Annotated in this window: 19 protein-coding genes; 8 read left to right on the forward strand and 11 right to left on the reverse strand. The window is 70.3% G+C overall.

Translation table 11 applies throughout. The features are described 5' to 3' along the window. Position 1: 1 nt before the first annotated feature. From MLJ35_RS08515 to MLJ35_RS08525, 3 genes are read right to left on the reverse strand one after another with little or no spacing between them, the layout of a single operon-like run. A complete protein-coding gene (locus MLJ35_RS08515; protein ID WP_243383975.1) occupies positions 2-1,789 on the reverse strand; it encodes a M2 family metallopeptidase in 1,788 nt (595 codons plus the stop codon). Positions 1,790-1,836: 47 nt separating this feature from the next. Next, positions 1,837-2,967 carry a hybrid sensor histidine kinase/response regulator gene (locus tag MLJ35_RS08520; protein ID WP_243383976.1) on the reverse strand — a complete coding sequence of 377 codons (1,131 nt, stop codon included), beginning with the start codon at positions 2,965-2,967 and terminating at the stop codon, positions 1,837-1,839. 14 nt (positions 2,968-2,981) lie between these two features. Then, positions 2,982-5,576 (reverse strand): ATP-binding protein, encoded by a 2,595-nt coding sequence (locus MLJ35_RS08525; protein ID WP_243383977.1) that lies wholly within the window; start codon positions 5,574-5,576, stop codon positions 2,982-2,984. A 186-nt stretch (positions 5,577-5,762) separates the two neighbouring features. Here MLJ35_RS08525 and modA point away from each other — a divergent pair, with 186 nt between their 5' ends. From modA to MLJ35_RS16130, 3 genes are read left to right on the forward strand one after another with little or no spacing between them, the layout of a single operon-like run. Beyond that, positions 5,763-6,557 carry a molybdate ABC transporter substrate-binding protein gene (gene modA, locus MLJ35_RS08530; RefSeq protein WP_243383978.1) on the forward strand — a complete coding sequence of 265 codons (795 nt, stop codon included), beginning with the start codon at positions 5,763-5,765 and terminating at the stop codon, positions 6,555-6,557. Beyond that, positions 6,557-7,231 carry a molybdate ABC transporter permease subunit gene (modB, locus tag MLJ35_RS08535; RefSeq protein ID WP_243383979.1) on the forward strand — a complete coding sequence of 225 codons (675 nt, stop codon included), beginning with the start codon at positions 6,557-6,559 and terminating at the stop codon, positions 7,229-7,231. Before modA ends, modB begins: the two co-directional genes overlap by 1 nt. Continuing rightward, on the forward strand, positions 7,216-8,322 hold the full coding sequence (locus MLJ35_RS16130; RefSeq protein WP_243383980.1) for an ABC transporter ATP-binding protein: 1,107 nt from the start codon (positions 7,216-7,218) through the stop codon (positions 8,320-8,322). Before modB ends, MLJ35_RS16130 begins: the two co-directional genes overlap by 16 nt. A 12-nt stretch (positions 8,323-8,334) precedes the next feature. Here MLJ35_RS16130 and MLJ35_RS08545 read toward each other — a convergent pair whose 3' ends face one another. Beyond that, positions 8,335-9,405 carry a S41 family peptidase gene (locus MLJ35_RS08545; RefSeq protein WP_243383981.1) on the reverse strand — a complete coding sequence of 357 codons (1,071 nt, stop codon included), beginning with the start codon at positions 9,403-9,405 and terminating at the stop codon, positions 8,335-8,337. 93 nt (positions 9,406-9,498) lie between these two features. Between MLJ35_RS08545 and MLJ35_RS08550 the strand changes: the two genes are divergently transcribed. Then, positions 9,499-9,939, forward strand: a complete 441-nt coding sequence (locus tag MLJ35_RS08550) for an Lrp/AsnC family transcriptional regulator (protein WP_243383982.1) — start codon at positions 9,499-9,501, stop codon at positions 9,937-9,939. Positions 9,940-9,997: 58 nt separating this feature from the next. On the opposite strand, the gene gcvPB is transcribed toward MLJ35_RS08550, so the two are convergent. The 5 genes from gcvPB to rpiB all read right to left on the reverse strand — a co-directional run bounded on the left by gcvPB (position 9,998) and on the right by rpiB (position 16,973). Beyond that, entirely contained in the window at positions 9,998-11,527 is a 1,530-nt protein-coding gene (gcvPB, locus tag MLJ35_RS08555; RefSeq protein ID WP_243383983.1) for an aminomethyl-transferring glycine dehydrogenase subunit GcvPB, read from the reverse strand. A gap of 10 nt (positions 11,528-11,537) precedes the next feature. Next, positions 11,538-12,890: an aminomethyl-transferring glycine dehydrogenase subunit GcvPA gene (gene gcvPA, locus MLJ35_RS08560; protein WP_243383984.1), complete on the reverse strand. Its 1,353-nt coding sequence runs from the start codon at positions 12,888-12,890 to the stop codon at positions 11,538-11,540. 110 nt (positions 12,891-13,000) lie between these two features. Continuing rightward, complete coding sequence (locus MLJ35_RS08565) at positions 13,001-15,826, reverse strand: patatin-like phospholipase family protein (protein ID WP_243383985.1); 2,826 nt, start codon at positions 15,824-15,826, stop codon at positions 13,001-13,003. Next, positions 15,823-16,542 (reverse strand): ribonuclease PH, encoded by a 720-nt coding sequence (gene rph, locus MLJ35_RS08570; protein WP_243383986.1) that lies wholly within the window; start codon positions 16,540-16,542, stop codon positions 15,823-15,825. Before rph ends, MLJ35_RS08565 begins: the two co-directional genes overlap by 4 nt. Further along, positions 16,542-16,973 carry a ribose 5-phosphate isomerase B gene (gene rpiB, locus MLJ35_RS08575; RefSeq protein ID WP_243383987.1) on the reverse strand — a complete coding sequence of 144 codons (432 nt, stop codon included), beginning with the start codon at positions 16,971-16,973 and terminating at the stop codon, positions 16,542-16,544. The genes rph and rpiB overlap by 1 nt, the downstream gene beginning before the upstream one ends. A gap of 86 nt (positions 16,974-17,059) precedes the next feature. On the opposite strand from rpiB, the gene MLJ35_RS08580 reads away from it, so the two are divergent. The 4 genes from MLJ35_RS08580 (at position 17,060) to MLJ35_RS08595 (ending at position 22,839) form a co-directional block, all read left to right on the forward strand. Then, on the forward strand, positions 17,060-20,185 hold the full coding sequence (locus tag MLJ35_RS08580; RefSeq protein WP_243383988.1) for a DEAD/DEAH box helicase: 3,126 nt from the start codon (positions 17,060-17,062) through the stop codon (positions 20,183-20,185). After that, positions 20,182-21,156, forward strand: a complete 975-nt coding sequence (locus MLJ35_RS08585) for an SWIM zinc finger family protein (RefSeq protein WP_243383989.1) — start codon at positions 20,182-20,184, stop codon at positions 21,154-21,156. The genes MLJ35_RS08580 and MLJ35_RS08585 overlap by 4 nt, the downstream gene beginning before the upstream one ends. 18 nt (positions 21,157-21,174) lie before the next feature. Next, positions 21,175-21,549, forward strand: coding sequence for a RidA family protein (locus MLJ35_RS08590; protein WP_243383990.1), 375 nt, complete (start codon positions 21,175-21,177; stop codon positions 21,547-21,549). 336 nt (positions 21,550-21,885) lie between these two features. Then, positions 21,886-22,839, forward strand: coding sequence for a hypothetical protein (locus MLJ35_RS08595; protein WP_243383991.1), 954 nt, complete (start codon positions 21,886-21,888; stop codon positions 22,837-22,839). A gap of 46 nt (positions 22,840-22,885) precedes the next feature. Here MLJ35_RS08595 and MLJ35_RS08600 read toward each other — a convergent pair whose 3' ends face one another. Both MLJ35_RS08600 and MLJ35_RS08605 read right to left on the reverse strand, forming a co-directional pair. After that, positions 22,886-23,596 (reverse strand): LytR/AlgR family response regulator transcription factor, encoded by a 711-nt coding sequence (locus MLJ35_RS08600; protein WP_243383992.1) that lies wholly within the window; start codon positions 23,594-23,596, stop codon positions 22,886-22,888. After that, entirely contained in the window at positions 23,593-24,738 is a 1,146-nt protein-coding gene (locus tag MLJ35_RS08605; RefSeq protein ID WP_243383993.1) for a sensor histidine kinase, read from the reverse strand. The genes MLJ35_RS08600 and MLJ35_RS08605 overlap by 4 nt, the downstream gene beginning before the upstream one ends. Positions 24,739-24,749 lie beyond the last annotated feature (11 nt).

The following is a 24,749-nucleotide window of genomic DNA, read 5'->3' on the forward strand; positions in this document are numbered from 1 at the left end:
GCTACTCCCAGCCGATCTGCCGGCCCTTGTTCTGCTGCTCCAGCCAGGCCAGCAGGGGCTTGAAGTAGTCCATCATGGCGCGGGTGGAGAGGTCCTCGCCCGTGGCCTCCTTCAGCACCTTCCGCCAGTCCTCGGTGGCGCCCTTCTCGAGGATCTTCTTCAGGAAGGCGCCCACCTCCTTGTTCCCGGCGTAGTTGCAGCTGCGGGGATCCTGGTGGAGGATCTTCCGGGCGATGTGGTCGTGCATCTGGAACTTGAAGACTGTGGCCCAGCCGTAGCTGTAGTAGTAGGCGGGGTTGTCGTTGATGTGGGTCTTGGTGGCGGCGTCGCAGAACTGCTCGCCGCGGGGGCTGGGGGGCTCCACGCCCTGCTCGTCGCGCACGAGCTTCCACCAGCGGGCGTTCATCTGGTCGGCGGGCATGGCCTTGCCGTAGAACTCCGCCTCCCACTCGGGCATGGTGCCGCAGGACCAGTACATGAAGGGGATGGCCACCTCCAGCGCGTCGTTCAGCAGCACCTGCATCTGGTCCGCCTTGTAGTCCGCCGGCAGCACGCCCGCGGACTTGAGGTACGGAATCTGCCGGGTGGCCATGGCGATGAGCTCGCCCACGCCCTCGTGAAAGCTGGGGTTGGCGCCGTCGCGAAGGAGGGGCGGCACGTCGGGGCGGGTGTAGCTCAGGAAGTAGTAGCCGTGGCCCAGCTCGTGGTGCACCGTCTCGAACCACTCGGCGTTGGGCTCCACGCTCATGAGCGAGCGGATGTCGTGGTCCAGGTCCAGGTGCCAGCAGGAGGCGTGGGCGTTCTTCTTCCGGGGATCGCCGGCCTTCACGGGATACAAGTCGGACTTGGCCCAGAAGCTGGCGGGCAGCGGCTCGAACCCCAGGCCCACGTAGAAGGCCTCCGCTGTCTTCACGATGCGCTCGGGCTGCCAGCCCTTGAAGTAGGGATCGAAGTCCACGGCGCTCACGAAGCCGGTCCAGTTCTGGCTCCAGCGGTTGTTGATCCAGTGGGCGGGGATGGCCTTGGGCACGGGCTGGCCGTACTTCTTCGCCATCTCGTACTTCACCCAGGTGTGCAGCTGGAGGTAGAGGGGCTTCAGCTCCGCCAGGAACTTCCGGTTGAAGGCCATCATCTCGTCGGTGGTGAGGCCGTAGCGGGCCACCTGGAGGGCGAAGTAGTCGGGGTAGCCCAGCTCCTGCGCCACCCCGTTGCGCAGATCGCGCAGGCGCACCAGGCCGTCCTTCAGGGGCACGCCGATCTCTTTGCTGGCCTCCCACCACTGCCGACGCTCCTCCAGGTCGCGGCTGGAGGCCAGCTTGCTGTCGATGTCGTTGGCGCTGACGGGTCGGCCGCCCACCTTGAACTGGTAGCCGTTCATGATGGAGACCTGCTTCGTCTCCGCCTCGATGCGGGCGGCCACGAGTTCGGGCTTGGTCATGGGCCCCTCGGCGCCGTAGGGCATGAGCAGCACCCGCTCCAGCTGGCGCACGGTCTTCTCGTCGAGCTGGGCCCGGGATTTGAGCAGCTCCTTGGCCTCGGTGATGACCAGCGGATTGCCGTTGAAGGCGGCGAAGGCCTTGCCCGCCCACTCGGCCGCGGCGTCGTGCTCGGGCTTCACGTCCGTGGAGGCGGCCCAGGTGGCCTGCTGGCTCACGTAGTAGAGGGACTGGTAGCCGGCGTTCACCAGCTTGAGGAAGCGGTCGGCCCGTTCCTGGACGGGCGAGAGGGCCTGGGCCATGAGGGGGGCACCAAGAACAAGGGCGGGGAGAAGGGACGGGAGGAGGCGCATGCGGGGCTCCGGGGAACCCTCTATTGTGCCTTCGGGGCGGGTGGCCGTCAGCAGGGGAGGAGGATGCTGAAGCTGGAACCGAAGCCCACCTGGCTCTGGGCCCGGATCTGGCCCTTGTGGGCCGCCACCAGGCGCTGGACGATGGCCAGGCCCAGCCCCACCCCCTTGCTGGCGTCGCTGCGCTCGGACTGGCGGAAGGGGTCGAAGATGTAGGGGAGGTCCCCCGCCGGAATGCCGCGCCCGGTGTCGATGACCGACAGGCGGAGGAAGCGCAGGCCAGCCTCCACGCCGGAACCGAACTCGATCCCGGCCTCCACCCGCACGGCCCCGCCCCTGGGGGTGAACTTGAAGGCGTTGTCCACGAGGTTCACCAGGACGCGGTCCAGCTTCGACACGTCCGCGCGGATCATCGGCAGGCCATCGGGGATCCCCACCTGGAATTCGAGGCCGGCCGAGGCGGCCCGCAGCGGATAGGGCGCCATCAGGGCCTTCAGCCAGGGCCCCGGCTCAATCTCTCCGAACTCCATGGGGAGCTGCCCGCTTTCGCTGCGGTAGATCTCCAGCATCTCGTCGAGCAGGGTCTTGATCCGCCCGACGGAGGCCTCGGCCTTGTCCAGCGCCCCGTCTCCCGCCGAGCCCTCCCGCAGCCGCTCCAGGACGAGCCTCAGCACGGTCAGGGGCGAACGGAGGTCGTGGACCAGCATGGTGGTGAAGTTGGTCTTGAGGGTGTTCACCTCCTTGAGCTTGAGGTTGGCGTCCACCAGGTTCTGGTTCTGGATCTCCAGCTCGCGCTGGAGCCGGCCCAGGTTGACCTGGTGCTCCACCCGTACCAGCACCTCCTCCGCGCTGAAGGGCTTGGTCACGTAGTCGCGCCCGCCCACCTGGAAGGCCCGCACCTTGTCCAGCGGATCGTCCAGGGCGCTGATGAAGATGATGGGGATGCGGGCCAGCACCGGATCCTGCTTGAAGGCCTCGCAGGTCTCGTAGCCGTCCATGCCCGGCATGTTCACGTCGAGCATCACCAGCTCGGGCGGGTGGCGGCGGGCGGCCGCCAGGGCCATGGCGCCGGAAGGCACGGCCCGCACCCGGTACTGGCGCTCCCGCAGCACCGCCCCCAGCAGGTCGAGGTTGGCCGCGTTGTCGTCCACGATGAGGATGTCGCCCTGGGGCACCAGCATGTCGGTCTCCTGATTCATCGGTTCAGCGCGTCAAGCAGTGCCTCGAGCTTGTAGGCCTTGAGCAGCCGCCGCAAGTCCTCCGCCAGCGCGCCGTGGCCCAAGCCCTCCACCAGGGCCAGGGCCCCCTCGGTGTCGCCGGTGACGACCGCCTCCTTCAGCGAAGCCCGCCAGGATTCCGGCTGGAGCTGGAGGCCGGCCAGGTCGCCGGGCGTTGACGGGGCTTCGGGTTCCCGGGTGAGGAACCGAAGGCCGAGCAGGCGACCGGCCACCTCGAAGAGCTGCGCCTCGCGGAAGGGCTTGCCCAGGAAGTCGTCGAAGCCCGCCTTGCGGAGGGTCTCCCGGTCCAGGTCGATGACGCTGGCGGAGATGGCCACGACAAAGGTGTGCGGGAGCCCCTGCTCCAGCTCCTTCCCGCGGAGGACCTGCAGGGCCTCGAAGCCGCTCATGCGCGGCATCCGGAGGTCCATCCAGATCAGGTCGGGATGGTGGCGCTCCCAGAGTTCCAGGGCCTCGACGCCATCGGCCGCGGTGCGCACCTGGAAGCCGACGGAGGCCAGAAGCTGGGCCAGGAGGTCGCGGTTCTCGGGTCGGTCGTCCACCACCAGCACAGCCGGCCGCCGCTGCCCGAGCGCCAGGCCCACCACCTGCCCGGCTCCCGTCAATTCCAGGGGGGGCTCCGCCTCCGCCATGGGCAGCTCGAAGCTGAAGCGGCTGCCTTCGCCCAGCCGGCTCTGGAGGCGCAGCTCGCCGCCCATGAGGTGGACCAGGGAACGGCTGATGTGGAGGCCCAGGCCCGTGCCCTCGGCCGCCAGCGCCTGGGTGGAGGCCTGGAAGAAAGCCTGGAAGAGCTGCCGCTGGTCCTCCTCGGAGATCCCCGGGCCCGTATCCTCCACGGCGAAGGTCGCCCGCCCCGCGACGTAGCCCGCCCGGAGGGTCACCGATCCCTGCCGGGTGAACTTCACGGCGTTTCCCAGCAGGTTCACCAGCACCTGCCGGAGCTTGGGCGCGTCCCCCTCCAGGTGGGGCGGCAGGGCGGGATCCACCTCCAGGCGCAACGCCAGCCCCTTCGCCTCGGCCCGAATCCGCTGCATGTCGACCACGCCCTCCAGAAGGGCGGCGGTGCCGAAGGGCTCCGGGCGCAGCTCGAGACCGCCGGATTCGATCTTGCTGAGGGACAGCACATCGTTGATGAGGGAGAGAAGGTGCTCACCGGCGGCCAGGATACGGCCCAGCTGCTCGTGATCCTCCGGGCTCCGCGCGGACCGCCGGGCCATCAGCTGGGCGTAGCCGAGAATGGCGTTGAGCGGCGTGCGGAGCTCGTGGCTCATGTTGGAGAGGAAGGCGCTCTTCGCGCGGTTCGCCGCCTGGGCCTTCGCTTCGCTCGCCCGAAGGCCGGCTTCCAGGGCCTTCCGCTCCGACAGGTCCGAGGCGACGCTCAGGTAGCCCATGGGCTCCCCCTCGGGGCCCGTCACCTGGGAGAGGGCCACCAGCATGGGGATGCGCCGCCCGTCCCTGGCCCGGAAAGTCCATTCCCGCTGGTCGGGCCCCGCCTCCGTGAGCAGGCGGATGATCTCGAGGTCACTGACCACCGGCCGGCCCGCGGTCCGAGCCAGTTCCCCGGCCCGGGCCGCCACTTCCTCCGGATCGAGCCAGTTCGCGGACGGCTGGCCCAGGACCTCGTCGGCGCGGTAGCCCAGCAACGTCTCCACATAGGGATTGAACCGGCGCACCAGGCCGTCCCGGTCGCGGACGATGACGGCTACCTGGGCGTTCTGCAGCACCGCGCGCTCGCCGGCCTCCTGTTCGGCCAGGGCCTGGATGGTCTCCCGGAGCCGGGCGACCATGCGATTCAGCTCGTGCCCCAGGTCCGCGAGCTCGTCCCGCCCCCGGACTTCGACCCGCGCCGTGAGATCGCCCTCGGCGGCGCGGCGCACCTGCGTCAGCATCGCCCGGATGCTGACGGAGAGGTCGCGGGCGATCAGGTAGCCCAAGCCCAGGGCCGTGACCAGGCCGGCGAGGATCATGGCGTAGGACAGCACCCGGGTCCGGCGGGCCCGCGCCGCCATGGCCTCCAGGCTCTGCTGGGCCGCGTCCTCCTGGGCCTGGACCAGCCCGGCGAGCAGGTTGGTCATGGGCAGGATCTGCGGCAGCAGGTCGTCGTCCACGAAGCGCCCGAGCTCCGGCAGCCGGCTCTCGGCCAGGAGCCCCTCCAGCCGGTCGAGGTCCGCGGCCAGGTAGAGCGCGAGGTGGTCCACGCGGGCCAGCGCATCCGCGTCCGTCTGGGCCGGCGCGGAGGCCTTGAACTCCGCCCAGTGGCGACCCGCCTCCCGCCGGGCGGAACGCACCTGCGCGAGCCCTTCGGCGGGCTCCAGGGTGCCTCCCCGCACCTGGCGGGCGGCGAACAGGATGCGGATGCTGTAGGCGTCCGACACCACCTTCAAGTGCCGCACGGGCACCATGCGGTTCTCGAAGACCCGGATGGCCTGCTGTTCCTCCTGGTGGAGCAGTCCAAGCTGGATCAGCGCCAGACCGGTCAGGATCGCCGCCACGGCGCTGTACCCCAGCCAGAGTTTGGTGGCGATGCGAAACCGGCTGAGGAACACGCTCATGCGGCCTTCCCCCGGGGTCCGATGGCCTGAACGGCCCAGGATGGGAACCCCCGGGGTCCGGCCAGTGGTGTGGCGGTGGTTCCGTGGAATGATGACGGGACGCCCCGCTGGCGGCAATGCTTCCAGTCCCGCCGGCTTAGAATCGACTCAGCGCCCCGGCGTCCGCCGCCCAGCCCGGAACCCACCATGCCCACCCTCCGCCTCCGTCTGCGCTCCGTCTTCATGGCCCTTGGCATCCTGGGGTTCGGCCACGCGGCACCCGCCGCAGCCCCGCCCCCACCGCTTGCCATCGCCGCCGCGGCAGACCTGCAGTTCGCCCTGGCCGAAGTGAGGACCGCGTTCATGGCTGCCCATCCGGGCCAGGAGGTGGCCATCACCTACGGCTCCTCCGGCAACTTCTACACCCAGCTCACCAACAAGGCGCCCTTCGACCTCTTCCTGTCCGCGGACCTCGCCTACCCGAAGAAGCTGGTGGAGGCGGGCCTGGCGGACGGCAGCACGGAATTCCGCTACAGCCGGGGCCGCCTGGTGCTGTGGGTGCCAAACGGCTCGCCGATTCCCGTGGAGCAAGGCCTGTCGGCGCTCCTGCATCCCGCTGCCCGCAAGGTGGCCATCGCCAACCCGCGCCACGCGCCCTACGGCCGCGCCGCCGAGGCCGCCCTGGCGAAGCTCGGCCTGCTGGAGACCCTGCGGCCCCGCCTGGTCTTCGGGGAGAACATCGCCCAGACCGCCCAGTTCGTGCAGACCGGCGCCGCGGACATCGGCATCCTCGCGCTCTCCCTGGCCAAGGCCCCGGCCATGACGGCCACGGGCCGCATGTGGGAGCTGCCCCTGGAGGCCTACCCCGCCCTGGACCAGGGCGGCGTGATCCCCAACCACGCCCGGAACCGCGCCGCCGCCCTGGCCTTCCGGGAGTTCATGCGGTCCCCGGCGGGGAAGGCCATCCTGCGGAACTACGGCTTCACCACGGACGCCCCCTGATGGACTGGCAGGCCATCCGCCTGAGCCTCTGGCTCGCCTCGCTCACCACGGTGGCGCTGCTGGTCCTGGGCCTGCCCCTGGCCTACTGGCTGGCCTTCTCCCGGCGGCGCTGGAGGTTCCTGGTGGAGGCGGTGGTGGCCATGCCCCTGGTTCTGCCGCCCACGGTGCTGGGCTTCTACCTGCTGCTGGCCATGGGTCCCCGCAGCCCCCTGGGCCGCGCCTGGGAGAGCCTCTTCGGCAGCACGCTGCCCTTCTCCTTCGAGGGCCTGCTCATCGCATCCGTGCTCTACAGCCTCCCCTTCATGATCCAGCCCCTGGCGGCGGCCTTCGCCTCCGTGGACCGCGGCCTCATCGAGGCCTCCTGGTGCCTGGGCGAATCACGCGCCCGCACCTTCCTCCGGGTGATCGCGCCGCTCTCCTGGGCCGGCATCCTCACAGGCCTGGTGCTCACCTTCGCCCACACCCTGGGGGAGTTCGGCGTGGTGCTCATGGTGGGCGGCAACCTGCCGGGCCGCACCCGCACCGTGAGCATCGCCATCTACGACCAGGTGCAGGCCATGGACTACGCCCCGGCGGGACGCACGGCCGCCCTGCTGCTGGGCGTGTCCTTCCTGGTCCTGGCCTTCACCTACGCCCTGCAGCGCCGCCAGAGGAAGCCGTGGACACTCACGTGACTTCCGGCGGCCCCTTCCTCCAGGCGGAAGCCGAGCGCCGCTTTCCGGGCGGACCCACCGTCGAGGCGCGCTTCGAGATCCCCGAGCCGGGCTTCTCCATCACCGTGCTCTTCGGGCCGTCGGGCTCGGGCAAGACCACCGCCCTACGACTGCTCGCGGGCCTGGAACCCGTGGACCGCGGGGTCATCCGGGTGGATGGCGAGACGTGGTCCAATGCCGAGACCCGAATCCACCGCCCCCCCCAGGCCCGCCGCCTGGGCTTCCTCTCGCAAACCTACGACCTGTTCCCCCACCTCACGGTGGCCGCGAACCTCGGCTATGGCCTGGCGGTGCCGGAGCGGCCCGCCCGTGCGGCGGAGCTCCTCCCCCTGCTCGGCCTGGAGGGCCTCGGCGACCGCCTCCCCGGGGAGCTCTCCGGAGGCCAGCAGCAGCGCGTCGCCCTGGGCCGGGCTCTGGCGAGAAAGCCCCGGCTGCTGCTCCTGGACGAGCCCCTCTCGGCCCTGGACCGGCCTTCGCAGCAGCGCCTGCGCAAGGAGCTCCGCGAGCTGCTGCGGACGCTCGACATCCCCACCGTCCTCGTGACCCATGACCGCACGGAGGCCCTCCAGCTGGGCGACCGGCTGGTGGTGATGGACCAGGGCCGCGTCTGCCAGAGCGGAAGCATCCAGCAGGTCTTCGACCGCCCCACGGATCCCGCCGTGGCGCGCATCCTGGGCGTGGAGACCGTGGTGCTGGGCCGCATCGAATCCATCGCCGACGGCATGGCCACCCTCTCCGTGGGCACCGCGCAGATCCATGCGGCCGATCCGGGCAGCCTCGGCTGGCAGGTCTTCGTCTGCATCCGCGGCGAGGATGTGGCCGTGGAGCGCGGCTGCGGCCCCGGCCCCGGGTCCACCGTCCGCAACCGCCTGCCCTCCCGCATCACGGGGCTGAATCCCGAAGGTCCGCTCATGCGGATCGGCCTCGACTGCGGGTTCCCTCTGGAAGCCCTGGTTACCCGCCAGGCCTGCCAGGATCTGGGCCTGCGGGAGGGGGATGAGGTCTGCGCCATCCTGAAGGCCGCCGCCGTGCACCTGATCCCGCACGACTGAGGGCCGAGTCCGCTAGCGGCTGTACCGCGCCGGCTCGGATTCGCCTTTCTCCACCCGGCCGAGGATGGTCTCCAACCGCTTGCGGTAGTCGGCATCCTTCTCCTTCGCCAGGATGTCCTTGAGGATGGCCAGGTGTGCCGCCTTCAAGGCCTCGGCGGCCGGCACGACCAGGTCAGGTTTCACGCCGACGTGCTCCCAGTTCGTCTGGGTCACGGGGTTGACCGCGCGGCCCGTGGGAATGAATGCGTTGAAGCCGTGGCCCAAGGCCACCGCATGGCCGGGATTGGCCCCGCCGCCAGTCACTTCCCCCACCAGGGTGGCCCGTTTCTGCGTCTGGAAATCGTAGGCGCACTCCTCGCCGCCGGAAAAGGTGCGCCGGGAGGTCAGCACGTACACCGGTCGCGTGTAGCGCACTGCCACGGGGCTGGTCCAGTACTGCCGCGTGGCGTTCCTGGGCCGGTTGTAGATGGAGTTGAGGTGGCGCACATCCCCCTCCCCGAAGAAATGGCTCACGAGGAACGCCACGCTCTCAGGGTCGCCACCGCCATTCCGCCGCAGGTCGAGAATGAGCGCCTCGGTGCCCGACAGGATCTGCATGGCCGCCGTGAAGGCTGGGCCCACGAACTCCGTGGGGCCGAAGCCCAGGATCTCCAGGTAGCCCACGTTGCCGGGCAGCTGTTCCACCTTGGCGATGCCGTACGCGCGGCGGGCCGCCTGCTGCCGCGCCTCGGCCACTTCCGCCGGCGTCGGGACATGATCCTCGTCTTCATCCCGGGGGTTGAAGGCGGGATCGAAGCGCACGCGGAAGTGGCCGTCCTTGCCCTGTTCCCGCAGATCTCGGGTCAGGGCCTCGGCGAAATCGCTGACTGTGACCGCGCTGTCGTATCCGCCCCGCTCGGCCTTGGCTCCCAAAACCTTCCCGAGGTCGTCGGCCACTTCCGGAAAGACGTACTGGGTCTTCAGTTCCCGGGCCAACGCCGTCACCACGGCCTTGCGCTGGCCGGGGGAGATCGCGGGAGCCGCGTCCTGGGCGGCCAGGCAGATCATGAGCGCGGGGAGGAGGAAGGCGGTCCTAAGCTGCATGGGCACTCCGGCGGATGTTCAAGTTTCGTCCGGGCACTCCAATGGTCTAGCCGGCAAGATGCCGGAAACCCGGCGAACTGCCAGAATGCCGGAATGCCCAGGCCTGACCTCGATGACATGGACCGCCGGCTCCTCGCGGAGCTGAGCGCAGACGCGCGCCTCACCCAGGTGGCGCTGGCGGCGCGGGTGGGCCTTTCGCGCTCGGCCGTGCAGGAGCGCATCAAGCGCCTGGAGCGTGAGGGCGTCATCCAGGGCTACACGCTGCGGCTGGGCCTGGAGCCGAAACCCGGCGTCCGCGCCTACCTGATGGTGAAGGGCAGCGGGCCCAGCCACGAGCGGGCCGTGCGCATCCTGGAGGCCTTTCCGGAGGTGCGCGTGGCCGATTCCGTGGGCGGCGACATCGACCTGGTCCTGCAGCTGGAGGGCGAGCGCCTCGAAGACATCAACCGCGTCCGCGACGAGGTGGCGAAGCTGCCGGGCATCGCCTCCACCCAGACCCTGCTGGTCATGTCGCCCCGCTTCGACCGGCGCTGAGAGATCCCACAAGGCGAAGGGCCCCGGAGGGCCCTTCGAGCGGCAAGGTTGGCGCGGCCTAGGCCTTCGTCCATCGCAGCACGGGCTTGCGAGCCGCTGTGGTCTCATCCATGCGGCGCATGGGAGCCAGGGTCGGCGCCTGGTGCAGGGCCTCGGCGTCGGTCTCGACTTCCTTCGCGATGGCGAGCAGGGTGTCGCAGAAGGCGTCCAGCTCGTCCTTGCCCTCGCTCTCCGTGGGCTCGATCATGAGCGCGCCCGGCACGATCAGGGGGAAGTAGATCGTGGGCGGGTGGTAGCCGTGGTCGATGAGGCGCTTGGCGATGTCCAGGGTGTGGACGTCGTGCTTGGCCTGGAGCGTATCGCTGAAGACCACCTCGTGCAGGCTGGGCGAGTCGATGTGCAGGGCGTAGGCGTCCTTGAGGCGGGCGCGGATGTAGTTGGCGTTCACGATGGCGCGCAGCGTCGCCTCGCGCAGGCCGTCGGAGCCGTGGCTCAGGCAGTAGGTGAGGGCACGCACCAGGATCCCGAAGTTGCCGAAGAAGGTGTGCACCTTGCCGATGCTCTGGGGGCGGTTCCAGTCCCAGCGATACGAATGCTTGGGCACCTCGCCCTCGCCCACCTTCACCGTGTCGCGCACGACCACCGGCACGGGCAGGAAGGGCAGCAGCTTCTCGCCCACGCAGACCGGACCGGCGCCGGGGCCGCCGCCTCCGTGGGGGGTGGAGAAGGTTTTGTGCAGGTTCAGGTGCATGACGTCCACGCCGAAGTCGCCGGGACGGGCCACGCCCACGAGGGCGTTCATGTTGGCGCCGTCCATGTAGACCAGGGCGCCCACGCTGTGCAGCAGGTCGCTGATCTCCTTGAAGCGGTACTCGAAGACGCCCACGGTGTTGGGGTTGGTGATCATGGCGCCCGCGATCTCGGGGCCCAGCTCGCCCACCAGGGTCTTCAGGCCTTTGCGGACCTTGCCGTTCACGGGGTCGGTGACGTCCTCGAAGCTGATGGTGCCGTCGGGGCGGGAGGGCAACTCCACCACGTCATAGCCCGCCATGGCGGCGGTGGCGGGGTTGGTGCCGTGGCCGCTGTCGGGGATGAGGATCACGCGGCGCTTGGCGCCGTGGGCCATATGGTAGGCCCGGATGAGCATGACGCCCGTGAGCTCGCCGGCGGCTCCAGCGCTGGGCTGGAGGGTGACCCCGGGCAGGCCCGTGATCTCCTTGAGCCACTCCTGCAGCGTGTAGAGCAGCTCCAGGTTGCCCTGCACGAGGGCGTCCGGCGCCATGGGGTGGCTGTCCGTGAAGCCCGGCAGCCCGGCGATCTTCTCGTTCAGCCGCGGGTTGTGCTTCATGGTGCAGGAGCCCAGCGGGTAGATCCCGTCGTCCACGCCGTAGTTCCACTTGGAGAGGCGCGTGAAGTGGCGGATGACCTCCACCTCGCTCAGCTCGGGCAGGGCCTCGAAGCCGCTGCGCTTGAGGTGGGCGGGCCGGGTGTCCTTGGCGGCGGGCACGTCGAGTTTCGGCAGGTCCATGCCCCGCTTGCCGGGGACGGAGCGTTCGAAGGAGAGGGGTTCGCGCTGGCGAAGAAACATGTCGCTCTCCTTACACGGTGGCGGGGACGCGGGCCAGGATCTCGACGAGGCTCTCGATCATCCGGCGGGTGTGGAGTTCGGTGGCGCACCAGAGGATGCAGCCTTCGTACTCGGGGTAGAAGCGGCCCAGGTCCAGCCCCGGCAGCAGGCTCTCCTTCAGGCAGGCCTCCTCGAGCGCGGCGTAGTCGCCGGTGTAGCGCAGCACGAACTCGTTGAAGAAGGGCGGGTCGCCGACCGGCTGCATGTCGGGCAGCTCCAGCAGGCGCTGGCGCAGATACTGGGCCTTGGCCGCATTCTGCTCAGCCAGGCCGCGGATTCCCTCGGGGCCCGCGAGCTGCATGAAGAGGTTGGCGCGCAACGCCACGAGGCCCTGGTTCGAGCAGATGTTGCTGGTGGCCTTGTCGCGGCGGATGTGCTGCTCGCGGGCGGTCAGCGTCAGCACGTAGCCGGTCTTGCCGTCCAGATCCTTCGTTTGGCCCACCACACGGCCCGGGATCTCGCGCTTGTGGGCGTCCTTCACCGCCAGGAAGCCCAGGAAGGGGCCCCCGAAGTTTGGCTTGTTGCCCAGAGACATCGCCTCGCCGCAGGCCATGTCGGCGCCGGCCTTGCCAGGGGCCTCGAACCAACCGAACGCGAAGGCCTCCTGGGTGACGCTCACCAGCAGGGCGCCGGCGGCGTGCACGGGGTCGGCCAGGGCCGTGAGGTCCTCCACGGCCCCCAGGAAGTTGGGGTAGCCCACCATCACCGCGGCCACATCCCCGTTGAGCTTGGCCTGGAGGTCGGCCATGTCTGTGACGCCATCCTTCAGGCCGACCTCCACGAGATTCAAGCCGTCGTGGGGCGCGAAGTTGGTCTTCAGAACCTCCCGGTAGAGCGGGTGAAGGCCGCGGCTCACCAGCACCGTGTGGCGCTTCTTCTGCACGCGGACGGCCATGAGAGCCGCCTCCACGCAGGCGGTGCCGCCGTCGTAGAGGCTGGCGTTGGTCACGTCCAGGCCCGTCAGGTCGCAGATGAGGGTCTGGTACTCGAAGATGTGCTGGAGCGTGCCCTGACTGATCTCGGGCTGGTAGGGCGTGTAGGCCGTGAACCACTCCTGGCGGCTCACCATGGCGTCGATGGCCGAGGGCACGAAGTGGTCGTAGGCACCGGCGCCGAGGAACTGGGCGCAGAAGCGGGTGTTCTTGTTGGCCAGATCCAGCATCTGCCAGGCCACTTCCTGCTCGGAACCCTGGGAGGGCAGGTCCAGCGCCCGGTTCAGGCGCAACCCCTCCGGAATGCCCGAGAGGAGATCCTCAGCGCGGGCGACGCCGATCGCGTCCAGGAGGGCTCGATCTTCGGCGGGAGAAGAGGGCAGGTAGCGCATGACGGCCTCGGTGAGAGCGGATGAAATCCCAGCCCTTCAGGGTATCAGCCCGGGGCGGGAGCCCCTCCTGTGCAGGCGATCACAGACCACCCAGGCGCAGACCACCACCCTTACCTTCGCTTCCATAAGTCAAACGGCTGGGTCCCGATGACCACGTCGAAGCTGCCAGTGGCCGGTCGGGTTCCCTGGGGCGTCCTCAGCTTGAGGAACCCGTAGGACAGCTCCACGTAGAACTTGGACAGCAGGGTGGTGCGCACCAGGAGCCCCTTGCCCTCGGCCCGGTAGCCGGTGTCGGCGTGGAAGAGGGCGCTCGCGTCCCGGGACATCCAGGCCAGGTCGAAGCGGGGCACCACCTCCAGGGTGAGGCCCAGGCCGCTGTACAGGCGGAAAGGCACGCCGAACCTCGCCACCCCGAAATTGGGCGCCACGAGGCCCGAGGCCCGGGAGCCGAGGACGAAAGCGGGCCCCCCCAGCACCCACCAGCGGTCCAGGGGCAGCCGGCGGCCCTGGCCCCACTCCAGATCCAGGTCGGCCCCCACGAACTCGGTGAACGAATGCAGGCCCCGGGCCCGGAAGTAGGCCTGCTGGAAGTCGCCGCCGGAAAGGGTCCCCGCCTTCGTCCGGCCCGCGCCGCCCCGGAGCCTCAGGAGCAGCCCCTCCCGGGGCAGGGTGTGCCGGTCGAAGTTGTCCCATTCGGCGGAGAGGAACGCCGCGTCCTGGGCCTGGGTCTGGCGCTGCCCCTCCTCCAGGAAGGCCACGTTCCGCCGCTCCAGGTCGAAGCTCACCTTCCCCGTCCCCAGGTTGCTGAACCGGAAGTAGGTCCGCAGCACCAGATCCGAGGCGCTGATGCGCCCCTCCACACCGCCGACGGGCAACTGGGGGACGGGCCACAGCGGGGGTATCTCCAGGCGCTGCTGCCAGTAGTTCCCGCTGAGCTCCAACCCGGCCCCCGGCGAGAAGCTGAAGGGGGCCCGCAGGGCCAGGGTGGCCTGCTGCTGCAGCCGGTTGCGGGCCGCGCTCAGCTCCAGTTCCGAGCCCGTGAAGCCCAGGTTGAGGGCCTGATAGGTCAGGCCCAGCTGCCCGCCCAGCGTGCTTTCGTAGCCCAGGGACAGGTCGAGCCGATCCTGCCGCTGGGGCACGGGGATCAGGGTCAGGACGGTTCCCCCCTGGCCGTCGGGGCGGGTGAGGTAGCGCAGCTCGGCCAGGTGGAGCCGGTGTTCGGCCAGGGCGATGCGCTGCTGGAGGGTGACCGGCCGGAAGGGCGAGCCCTCCAGGCGGCCCAGGATCCGCAACAGGTGGGCCTCGTCCACCGCCGGGCCGGACGCGGGCCACACGTTGACCTGGGTGATCAGGGGCTCCCGAAGGACCACGCTGAGGCGGCCGGATTCGGGGTCGAAGCCGGATCCGCGCGCATCCACCAGGGGACTGCCGTCCATCAGGAGGCCGTAGATCACCTGGGAGACCACGTCCCCGAAGGTCTTGGGATTGAAGGCGGCACCGACCTTGATCCGGCTGGCCAGGGCCCGCTCGACGCGGGGGATCCATGCCGGCGGCGCGTTCACGGCGAGCTCGGTCACCGGCGGGTAGGGCCGCAGGTGGACGGTCAGGGTCCGGTCAGGCTCCACCGTGGCCCAGGCCTCCCGCGCGAGTCCGTGGACCAGGACCTGCTGGAGGAGGATCCGCACGTCCTGCAGAGAGAACCCCCCAACCCCTCTCCCGCCGCCAGGGCCGGCGCCGGGGACGGTTTTCAGCGTCGCGGCCAGGATCCCCTCCAGGGTCTCCCCGACCGGAAGGGGGCTCTCGAAGACCACCCGGTCCGCCGGCAGGATTTCCTGCCCCGGGGTCTTCCCCCGCAGGAAGGTCGCGAGCTCCTCCAGGCGGGCGTCGAAGGCCTCGCGGCCCTGGAGCACCAGCTTTGGCGCCAGGCTCCCGTACTCCAGGAACGGGGCGTCGCGGATGTCAGGCCGGATGAGGAAGTCGGCCGCCGCGCGGCTCTCCCACTGGCGGCGCTCCACCACCAGGTCGAGGCTGCGGGAGGCCACGGAGAAGATGCTGGTGGCCTGGCGGTGCTCCAGGGGGCTGCTGATGTCCACCGCGATGACCACGTCGGGGTGGAAGGCTTCCTTCGCCGTGGTCACGGGCAGGTTTTCCACCAGGGCGCCATCGACGTACTGCTGCCCTTCGATCAGCACGGGCCGGAAGCCCCCGGGCACCGCCATGGAGGCGCGCACGGCCTCCACCAGGTCCCCGTTCCCGAAGACGCGCCCCTGGCCGGTCTCCAGGTTCGTGGCCAGGGTCCGGAGGGGCCGCCGCATCCGGTCGAAGTCCCCCTCGGAGAAGTAGGCGCCCCGGGCCAGCAGGCCCTGGAGCGTGCGCTGCACCTCCACGCCGCTCCGCAGGCCCTGGGCGAAGGTCGTCTGGCCGTTCTTGCGCTCGATGGACATGAGGGTGGACTCCCGGTCCTCCTGCTCGTCCAGCGTCTCCCCCGGGTTGCGCAGCAGCGGCTCCAGGAAGGCGCGGGTCAGGTCCAGGCGCCGGAAGAGATCCTCGATCTCGCCGCCCGAGAAGCCGCTGGCGTAGAGGGCCCCCACCAGGGCCCCGGCGCTGGTGCCCGTGACGCTGTCCAGGGGGAAGCCCACCTCCTCGAACCGCTGCAGCACCCCGATGTGCGCCAGGCCGCGGGCTCCCCCGCCGCTGAGGGCCAGGGCCACCCGCGGCATGCCGGGGATCTCCACCCGGGGCACGAAGCGGAAGACCATGTCCGGCGGCTGGACCGGCACTTCGATGCGCCGGGGAAGGACGGGCGGCTGGGCAGGCAGTTGGACAGGCGGCTGGGCGGGCGGCAAAGCGGCTGGAGCGGCCTGGGCCGCCAGCAGAGCCGGCACGGCCAGGGCCGCCAGGAGCGGCATGGCCGGGGCCCGCAGCTTCCGCCTCATGCGAGCGCCGCCCGCTGCGCCTCCATCAGCGCCGCGCATCCCGCGAGACCCAGGTCCACCAGTCCATCGGCCTCGGCCCGGCTGAAGGGACGGCCTTCGCCCGTGCCCTGGAGCTCCACCAGCATCAGCTCGCCGCTCCCGGTCACCCCACGAGCCGCCACCAGGTTGCAGTCCACCGCGGCCAGGTGGTCCTCTTCGTATTCGAGATCCAGCACGAGGCCCCGGCGCCCGTCGCCAGCTTCCACGATGCCCGCGCTCACCGCGGCCACTTGGCGAACCAGGGCCGCCTCCAGCCCTCGGGACCCCAGCGCCAGCGCCGCGGCCACCCAGGCCCCGGTGATCGAGGCGCAGCGGGTGCCCCCGTCGGCGTTCAGCACGTCGCAGTCCACCGTGAGGGTGCGCTCGCCCAGGGCGGCCAGGTCCACGGCCTGGCGGAGGCTGCGGCCGATGAGGCGCTGGATCTCCACCGTGCGGCCCTGCTGTTTGCCTCGGGAGGCCTCGCGGTCAGACCGGGTGTTCGTGGCCGCGGGCAGCATGCCGTACTCCGCCGTGAGCCAGCCGGTGCCTCGGCCCTTCATCCAGCCCGGCACTTTTTCCTCCAAAGAGGCGGCGCAGAGCACGTGGGTGCGGCCCATGCGGACGAGGCAGGATCCGGCCGCGTGGAGCTGGACGCCGGTTTCAAAATCCAGGCTCCGGAGCTCGTCGCCGCGGCGCATCAGCAGCCCTTCCACTCGATCTTTTCGACGCGGCGCTGGTGCCGCCCCCCTTCGAAAGGTGTTTCCAGGAACAATTTCAGGTAGTATTCCGCCTTGAGCGGATCCGTCAGCCGCTGGCCGAAAGCGATGGCGTTCGCGTCATTGTGCTGCCGTGCCAGTGCCGCGTGCTCAGGGGAGGTCACCAGCGCGCAGCGGATGCCGGCATGGCGGTTGGCCGAGATGCTGATGCCGATGCCGGAGCCGCAGACCAGCACCAGGCGCTCCCATTGATCCATGCCCTGCGCGGCCCGGTGCGCGAAATCCGGGTAGTCCACCGAGGCGGTCCCGTCCGTGCCGAAATCCACCACCTCATGTCCCTGACCCTGGGCCCACGCCTTCAGCCGTTCCTTCAGGTCGAACCCCGCATGATCGCTTGCAAAACCGAGTTTCATCGTCCTGCTCCCTGGGCCGCGCCCCATAGCCCCAAGCCTACATCGGCCGGCGCGCGCGCCGTCCGATATCTAGGGTCCGTCTCTTCATGCTGAACCCCTTCCTCCAGTACCGCCCCCAGGATCGCGGCTTCCTGCTCTGCATGCCCGAGGCGGTGGAACCCGCCGAATGGGCGCGCGCCCTCCGGACCCTCCCGGGCGAGCTGCAGGGCCGCGAGCGGCTCACCCCCGCCAAGGCCCAGATCTTCCTGCCGGACGCCGCCCTGGTGGAGATGCACGCGGTGCCCCTCCGCTGGCAGCGGGCCTACCCCTGGCTTTCCTCCCTGGCCCTCCGCCCGGCCCACGCCGGCCCCACCCTGCGCTACTGGGCCACGGCCCTGCGCCTGCTCCAGTCCCTGGTGGTCCGCGGCGCCCTGCTGCCCCAGCTGGACACCCGCGGGAACCCCTGGAAGGCCCGCTGGGGCGTGAGCCTCACCAGCCCCTCGGACCGCACCGCCCTGCGCCAGCTGGCAGAGGCCATGCCCCCCGCGGCCCTGGCCTTCCCCGAGAATGACACCTGGGCCTTCACCAAGACCGTGGCCCTGGGCGAGCTGGACGCCTTCGACATCGAGGACGACCTCGCCATGCCGCCCTCCGTGGACGCCGTGCTGTCGGCCTTCCTGGAGGACGGGGCGGACTTCATCATGCGCTTCGTGGCCGGCGGCCTGCGGGCCGGCGATGATCCCCGCCTGGGCCTCATCCACCGGCTCCGGGGCCACAAGCGGGACCGCCTGCCCTGGGACGAGCGGCTCATGGTGGCCCTGTCCCACCAGCTGCCGGAGTTCCCCACCATCGGCATCACCGAGCGCACCCTGGGCGAGCAGCTGGCCCAGTGGAGCGAGGGCGCCCGCCCCCAGTGGCTGCGGCCCCGCTTGGCCCTGGAGGCCCCGCCCGTGCCCACCCACAGCCAGGCCGTGCAGGAGGCGGACCGGCTCGTGGAGGAGGGATGGATCCTGAAGGTGGGCCTGGAGACCGAAGCGGGCGTGGACATCGGCGTCGCCAAGCTCTGGGAGCCCAGTACCGAGCCCGAGGTGCTCCAGGCGCGCCAGGTCCTCCTGCGGGGCCTGGCCCGCGCCGTGCCCTTCTTCCCCGCCCTGGAGCGGGCCCTCTCGGGCCAGCGCCCCGAGGACCTGCTGCTGCGCCCCACCGAGGCCTGGAGCTTCCTGACCCGGGGCGCGGCCCAGCTGAAGGAGGCCGGCTTCCTCGTCCACATCCCCGAGGCCCTGGCGGACTTCGGCGGCGCCAAGCGGCTGCGCGCCAAGGTGCGCCTGGGCGCCCGCAGCGTCATCGAATCGGCCCCCGCCACCCAGGTGGGCCTGGAGGGCAGCGTCAGCGCCGACTGGTCGCTCATGCTGGGCGACGACGCCCTCAGCGTGGAGGACTTCGCCCAGATGGCGAGCCTCAAGCACCCGCTGGTGGCCTGGAAGGGCAAGTGGGTGGCCCTGGATCCCGAGACCCTCAAGCAGATCTCCACGGTCCTCCAGGCCAGCCGGGGCGCCGGCTTCGAAAGCATGACCAAGGGCGAGGCCCTGGCCGCGGCCCTCACCGGAACGGCCCGCATCCCCGGCGTGAGCGAGGCCATCGAGGTGGAGGTGGCCGGCGACTTCGGCGCCGCCCTGGAGGACCTGAAGATCCTCCCCGACAAGCCCATCACCCAGCCCGCCAGCTTCCAGGGCCAGCTGCGCCCCTACCAGCTGCGCGGCCTGGCCTGGCTGGAGGGCCTGTCGCGCCTGGGCCTGGGCGGCATCCTGGCCGACGACATGGGCCTGGGCAAGACGATCCAGGTGCTGGCCCTGCTGCTGCACCGCCAGGAGCAGAGCCCCCAGCACGGACCGGCGACACTCCTGGTCTGCCCGACCTCCCTGCTGGGCAACTGGGAGCGCGAGCTGGCCAAGTTCGCGCCCAGCCTGCCGGTCTTCGTCCACCACGGCAACAACCGCGACCCGCTGCCCGGCACCTTCAAGCCCCACACCCTCGTGCTCACGACGTACGGCGTGGTGCGCCGCGAGGAGGACACGTTCTCCGCCCGCGCCTGGGGCATGGTGGTGGTGGACGAGGCCCAGGCCATCAAGAACGAGGGCTCGGCCCAGGCCAAGGCCGTCCGGCGCCTGCGGGGCAGCTTCCGCCTGGCCCTCACGGGCACGCCCATCGAGAACCGGCTCACGGAGCTCTGGTCCATCCTCAGCGCCGCCCTGCCCGGCTACCTGGGCAGCGAGTCCCACTTCAAGGAGGGCTTCGCCACGCCCATCGAGAAGTACCGGGATCCCGACGCCGCCCAGGAGCTGCGCCAGCGCATCGGCCCCTTCATCCTGCGTCGCCTCAAGAGCGACCGCGCCATCATCCAGGACCTGCCGGACAAGCAGGAGATGAAGGTCTTCACGACCCTCAGCCGCGAGCAGGCGGAGCTCTACCAGTACCGCGTCGAGAAGATGGACGAGGAGCTGACCGCCGCCAGCGGCATCGAACGCCGGGGCCGCATCCTGGCCCTGCTCACCCACCTCAAGCAGATCTGCAACCACCCCAGCCAGTTCCTGAAGGCCCAGGGGCCCTACCGCGGCCGAAGCGGCAAGCTGGACCGCCTCACGGAGATGCTCGAGGAGGTCGTCGAGGCCGGCGAGCGCGCCCTCGTCTTCACGCAGTTCAAGGAGATGGGCGACCGCCTGCAGATCCACCTGCAGGACGCCCTGGGCTTCGAGCCGCCCTTCCTCCATGGCGGCACCACGCGGGAGGGCCGCGACGAGCTGGTGCGCAGCTTCCAGGAGGATCCCGACTCCTCGCCGGTGCTGCTGCTGAGCCTCAAGGCCGGCGGCGTGGGCCTCAACCTCACGGCGGCCACCCATGTCTTCCACTTCGACCGCTGGTGGAACCCGGCCGTGGAGGACCAGGCCACGGACCGCACCTACCGCATCGGCCAGACCAAGAACGTGCAGGTCCACAAGCTCGTCACCATCGGCACCCTGGAGGAGAAGATCGACGCCCTGCTGGAATCCAAGCGCGACCTCGCGGACCGCGTGGTGGGCACGGGCGAAGGCTGGCTCACGGAGCTGGACGACGACGCCCTGCGCCGCCTGGTGGCGCTGGATCCCGACGCCGAGCTCATGGATGCCGATGAAGGCGGCGGGGAGGACCAGGCCCCCAGGCCGGTCCGCCGCAAGGCGAAGGAGGTGGCGCCATGATCAGCCACGCCGACCGCTTCGGCACCACCTGGTGGGGCCGCCTCTGGATCCAGGGCCTCGAGAAGCTCGGGGACGACTACGAGAACCGCCTGCCCCGCGGCAAGAAGTACGCCGAGGACGGCCACGTGTCGCACTTCAGCGTGCAGCCGGGCGAGATCCAGGCCCGGGTCCATGGCCGCAAGACCTACAACGTGACCCTGGGCCTCCCGGCCCTCACCGCCGCCCAATGGGAGAAGGCCCTCGCCCGCATCGCTCAGGAGAGCCGTTTCGTGGCATCCCTGCTGGCCGGCGAGATGCCCCAGGGACTCGACGAGACCTTCCGGGAAGCCGGCGCCAGCCTCTATCCCCGCGTGCCGAAAGAGCTGCAGACCCACTGCGATTGCCCGGACTGGGCCAACCCCTGCAAGCACGTGGCCGCCGTCTGCTACGTGATGGCCGAGGCCCTGGATCGGGACCCCTGGCTGCTCTTCGACCTGCGCGGGAAGAGCCGCGACGAGGTGATGCAGGCCCTCCAGGCCGCCCTGGAGGCCGCCGCCGTGGCCGCCCCCAAGAAGCGGGGCCGACCTCCCAAGAAGCAGACGACGGTGGCGGATCTCCTCAAGCGGGAGCAGGCCCAGCCCGAGCCGTGGCGGCACCTCCCCGAGGAGGCCTATGACGCCCTGCCCATGCCCCTTCCCGAGATCGCCATCCCGCGCGTGATCCCGCCCGATCCATCCGTATTCACCCAGCTGGGCCCCCTGCCCCACGCCCGCATCGAGACCAGCCTCTGCCTGGCGGCCCTCATGCATCGCACGGCCCAGTGGGTGCTGCAGCAGATCGAGGAAGGCCCCCGCCGCCTCGACGACGGGGAAGGCGAGGGCGAGCCCGAGCAGCCCGCCTCGCCCTTCGACACGCCCCTTCCGCCCCCGGCCAAGGCCGGCCGGAACTGGCGCCACAAGAAGCGGCGCTGGGGCAAAAAACAAGGACAATAGTCTGTTCCAGGAGTTCCCATGCGCGCCATCTCCACGTCGAACGCCCCCGCCGCCATCGGCCCCTACAGCCAGGCCCAGATCTCCGGCGGCCACCTGTTCACCTCCGGCCAGATCCCCCTCGTCCCGGAAACCATGGAGATGGTCACCGGCCCCATCGAGGCCCAGGCCGAGCAGGTGCTGAAGAACCTCAGCGCCGTGCTCGCCGCCGCCAACACCGGCTGGGACCGGGTGGTGAAGACGACGGTCTTCCTCACGGACATGGGCGATTTCGCGGCCTTCAACGCCGTCTACGAGAAGGCCCTGGGCGCCGCCAAGCCCGCCCGCAGCACCGTCGCCGTGGCCGCGCTGCCACGTGGCGCCAAGGTTGAGATCGAGCTGATCGCCGAAGTGTAGTTGGTTGCTTCCATGGCCCGCCATGTTCGGCGTCCCGGGTGGGTATCGCTCCTGACGCTCTCTTCGGTTCTGACCGCTCAACCTACGGGCCCCATCAGTCCCACCAAGATCCTCAATGAGGCGCGGCAGGTTTGGGCCGCAGAGGGAGGTCACACCTGGGGCCGGAGCCTGGCTGGACCGCTCCTCCTGGTCAATCCTGACACCCGCAATGTTTGGGCCTCGGAGGCGGACGGAGAGAACCAACTGCGCCACCAAGACGACCACTTTGTCGGAACGCTCCCCAAGAGTGTGATAGTGGCCAACACGGCCATGGAATGGGCCGGGAAGCGCTGGAGCATGATCCTTCTTCCCCTCCCGGAGCAGGCTTTGGAACGCCGGGTTCTCCTCCTTCACGAGTCCTGGCATCGCATCCAACCGAGCCTTGGCTTGGATGTCCAGGATCTTCCCAATGGGCACCTGGATAAATTGGAAGGGAGATACTGGCTCCAGTTGGAATGGAGGGCATTAGCCCGGGCCCTGGAAGCCCGGGGCGGTTCTCGTCGCCATTGGGTCGCCGCCGCCCTGGCCTGCCGGACCCACAGACAGTCTCTTTTCCGCGATGCTACTAAAACGGAACGCAGCTTGGAGCTGGCAGAAGGGCTGGCGGAATACACCGGGATCCATGCTGCGGGAGCCAAAAGCATGGTCCTGACCAAACTCAGGAATGCCACGGGCCCCTTTGCCAGGAGCTTTGCCTACGTGTCCGGTCCCGCCTATGGGCTTCTTCTGGACGGCGTCGCGCCCGGATGGGTGAGGCGTCTGCGTCGGACCACGGATCTCTCCGCCCTTCTTCAAGAGGCTTACCGCCTCCCGGCGGCGGGCTTCGGCGATGCTGAAACAGCTGCCGCCGGATTGGGAGGGGCTGAGCTGCGCCATCGCGAGGTGGCCGAGGAGAAGGTCAGGCAGCAACGGCTCGCACTCGTCACAGTCCCGCTTCTCAAGGGGCCTATCCTGAGGGTGCCAGGTCCCTTTCGTGTCCAGTTCAATCCCAGCAATACAGAAAACCTTGATGGCGGGTCTGTTTTCCACCCCACGGCGACTTATCTCGGAGCCTGGGGAAGGCTCGAAGTGACGGGGGGCAGCCTGCGGGCCGCGGACTGGTCCGAGACTCGCGTCTCAGCCCCCGCGGACCCGAAGGCCAATCCACTGACAGGACCAGGTTGGATACTGGAACTGGCCCCAGGCTGGACCCTGTTGCCCATCGAGCCGGCAGGATCCTTCCGGCTCGTCTCCGAGAAGCATGAAAAATGAACTTCTCCGCCCAAATCCACCGGGTGGATCAAGTGCTCTTCTCCAGCTAGGCGAGCCCCAGTCGCACCTTCAGTCCCGGCGCTGCCCCGCGGCTGACCTCCACTTCGGCGCCTCCGGCAAGGCGCACGAGGAGGCGGCCGGAGTCGCCGATGCGAACGCCCACCACGGCTTCGGGCCGGATGAGCAGGTGCCGGTGGCCGCGCACCACCCGGGGACCCAGGGCCGTCTCCGCCTCGGCGAGGGTCTTCCAGGTGGTGCGCAGGCGATCTCCGGCGTAAGCCCACACGGCCTCCTCCTCGAAGGCGAAGTGGGTGGTCTTGGCCAGGTCCACGAGCACCAGGCCGTCCCCCGCACGCACGGGGAAGCGGAAGGGCCCGCCCGGGCGGGGGCCCTCCCGCTCCAGCCGCGTCCGCAGGCGCTGGAGGGTGGTGCCGAGCCGCTCGGCGGTGACGGGCTTGAGCAGGTAGTCCGCCGCGGCCTGGTCGAAGGCCTTCACGGCATGCTCGGCGTAGGCCGTCACGAACACCACGGGGAGGTCCCGGGGCAGGTCGGCGGACACGTCCAGGCCCGTGAGGCCGGGCATCTGGATGTCCATGAAGAGGGCGTCCACGGCCTCGCCGCGGTCCAGCCAGGCCAGCACGGAGGGGCCGTCCTCGAGCTCGGCCACCACCTCGCAGCCCGCCTCACGCAGCAGCCGTGAAAGGCGCTTCAGGTTGAAGGGCTCGTCCTCGGCCACGAGCACGCGCAGCGGCTTCACGGCGCCACCTCCAGGTCCAGCTCGGCGATGGTCCAGTCGCCCTCCCGGCGCAGTCGCAGAGCCTCCGGTCCTGCCCCCAGCAGATCCAGGCGTTCCCGCAGGTTCGCCAGCCCCACGCCCTTCCCCTCGCCGTCCGGCGCCGGGCCGGTGTTGGCCACGCGGATGTGGAGACGGGTCCCCTCGCCGCGCACCACGACCTCCAGCTCGCCGCCCCCGACGGCCTTCGACACGCCGTGCTTCAGGGCGTTCTCGACCAGGGGCTGGATCATGAGCGGCGGAACCTCCGTAGCGTCCAGCCCGGCGGGCCAGTCCCAGCGCTCACGGAGGCGCCGGCCCAGGCGGATGCGCTCCAAGGCCAGGTGCCGCTCCACCAGGCGGCGCTCGTCGCCCAGGGGGACCCGCAGGCGAGAGCCCTGATCCAGCAGGGCCCTCAACAGGTCCGACAGGTTCACCAGCGCGGCTTCCGCAGCCGCCGGATCCTCGCGCACCAGCTCCGTGAGCCCGCTGATGGCGTTGAAGAGCACGTGCGGGTTCATCTGACCCTGAAGGGCACGGGTCTGGGCCTCCTTCGCCGCGCGGCGTGCGGCCGCCTCCTGGAACTCGGCGCGCTCGCGATCCGCCAGCACCCAGCCCAGCAGGAGGCCGAAGCAGAGGTGCGCGACGCCGAGGGCCCAGAAGCGAGGATGGATGGGGAACCCATGCCTTTCGGTGCCCGGTCCCATCATCGAGCCGGGCATCGGACCGGGGCCCCGGCGGGGGCCGCCGTGCTCCATCATGCCCATGCCCCGGCCCGGCCCGGCCCCCGGCCCCCGGCCCATGGGCATGGGCGAGGCGCCCGCGGCTGTCAGGGCCAGCAGCGCCACCAGGGTGAGGGCCGCCATCCAGGGAAGGGCCTGGACCGCCCCGCGCGGGGGACTGGCCATGGGCGCCTCGTCCCCGCTCCACTGCCAGGGCAGCGGCGCGAGCACCAGGAAGAGGACCACCCACAGCGAGGGCGCCAGCAGGTCCAGGAGATCCGGACCGGGCCATCCCAGGAGCAGCCTCGCGCCGTTCCAGGCGAGGCCGAACAGCAGCGCGGCGCCCCAGGTCCGGGGGCGCCGCGTCCGCTGCCAGGTGGCCTGGAGGACCGCAGAGGCGCGCATCGCTGGTCAGG

The organism is Geothrix alkalitolerans, from assembly GCF_022808885.1.
Classification (GTDB): domain Bacteria; phylum Acidobacteriota; class Holophagae; order Holophagales; family Holophagaceae; genus Geothrix; species Geothrix alkalitolerans.

Excerpts from the sequence above, each read along its gene's own strand:
- MLJ35_RS08525 (WP_243383977.1), bottom strand. The coding sequence starts at position 5,576 with ATGAGCGTGTTCCTCAGCCGGTTTCGCATCGCCACCAAACTCTGGCTG.
- MLJ35_RS08565 (WP_243383985.1), bottom strand. The coding sequence starts at position 15,826 with ATGAGGCGGAAGCTGCGGGCCCCGGCCATGCCGCTCCTGGCGGCCCTG.
- MLJ35_RS08605 (WP_243383993.1), bottom strand. The coding sequence starts at position 24,738 with ATGCGCGCCTCTGCGGTCCTCCAGGCCACCTGGCAGCGGACGCGGCGC.
- MLJ35_RS08520 (WP_243383976.1), bottom strand. The coding sequence starts at position 2,967 with ATGCTGGTGCCCCAGGGCGACATCCTCATCGTGGACGACAACGCGGCC.
- rpiB (WP_243383987.1), bottom strand. The coding sequence starts at position 16,973 with ATGAAACTCGGTTTTGCAAGCGATCATGCGGGGTTCGACCTGAAGGAA.
- rph (WP_243383986.1), bottom strand. The coding sequence starts at position 16,542 with ATGCGCCGCGGCGACGAGCTCCGGAGCCTGGATTTTGAAACCGGCGTC.
- modA (WP_243383978.1), top strand. The coding sequence starts at position 5,763 with ATGCCCACCCTCCGCCTCCGTCTGCGCTCCGTCTTCATGGCCCTTGGC.
- MLJ35_RS08515 (WP_243383975.1), bottom strand. The coding sequence starts at position 1,789 with ATGCGCCTCCTCCCGTCCCTTCTCCCCGCCCTTGTTCTTGGTGCCCCC.
- modB (WP_243383979.1), top strand. The coding sequence starts at position 6,557 with ATGGACTGGCAGGCCATCCGCCTGAGCCTCTGGCTCGCCTCGCTCACC.
- MLJ35_RS08595 (WP_243383991.1), top strand. The coding sequence starts at position 21,886 with ATGATCCTTCTTCCCCTCCCGGAGCAGGCTTTGGAACGCCGGGTTCTC.
- MLJ35_RS08585 (WP_243383989.1), top strand. The coding sequence starts at position 20,182 with ATGATCAGCCACGCCGACCGCTTCGGCACCACCTGGTGGGGCCGCCTC.
- MLJ35_RS08550 (WP_243383982.1), top strand. The coding sequence starts at position 9,499 with ATGCCCAGGCCTGACCTCGATGACATGGACCGCCGGCTCCTCGCGGAG.
- gcvPB (WP_243383983.1), bottom strand. The coding sequence starts at position 11,527 with ATGTTTCTTCGCCAGCGCGAACCCCTCTCCTTCGAACGCTCCGTCCCC.
- gcvPA (WP_243383984.1), bottom strand. The coding sequence starts at position 12,890 with ATGCGCTACCTGCCCTCTTCTCCCGCCGAAGATCGAGCCCTCCTGGAC.
- MLJ35_RS08590 (WP_243383990.1), top strand. The coding sequence starts at position 21,175 with ATGCGCGCCATCTCCACGTCGAACGCCCCCGCCGCCATCGGCCCCTAC.
- MLJ35_RS08580 (WP_243383988.1), top strand. The coding sequence starts at position 17,060 with ATGCTGAACCCCTTCCTCCAGTACCGCCCCCAGGATCGCGGCTTCCTG.
- MLJ35_RS08545 (WP_243383981.1), bottom strand. The coding sequence starts at position 9,405 with ATGCAGCTTAGGACCGCCTTCCTCCTCCCCGCGCTCATGATCTGCCTG.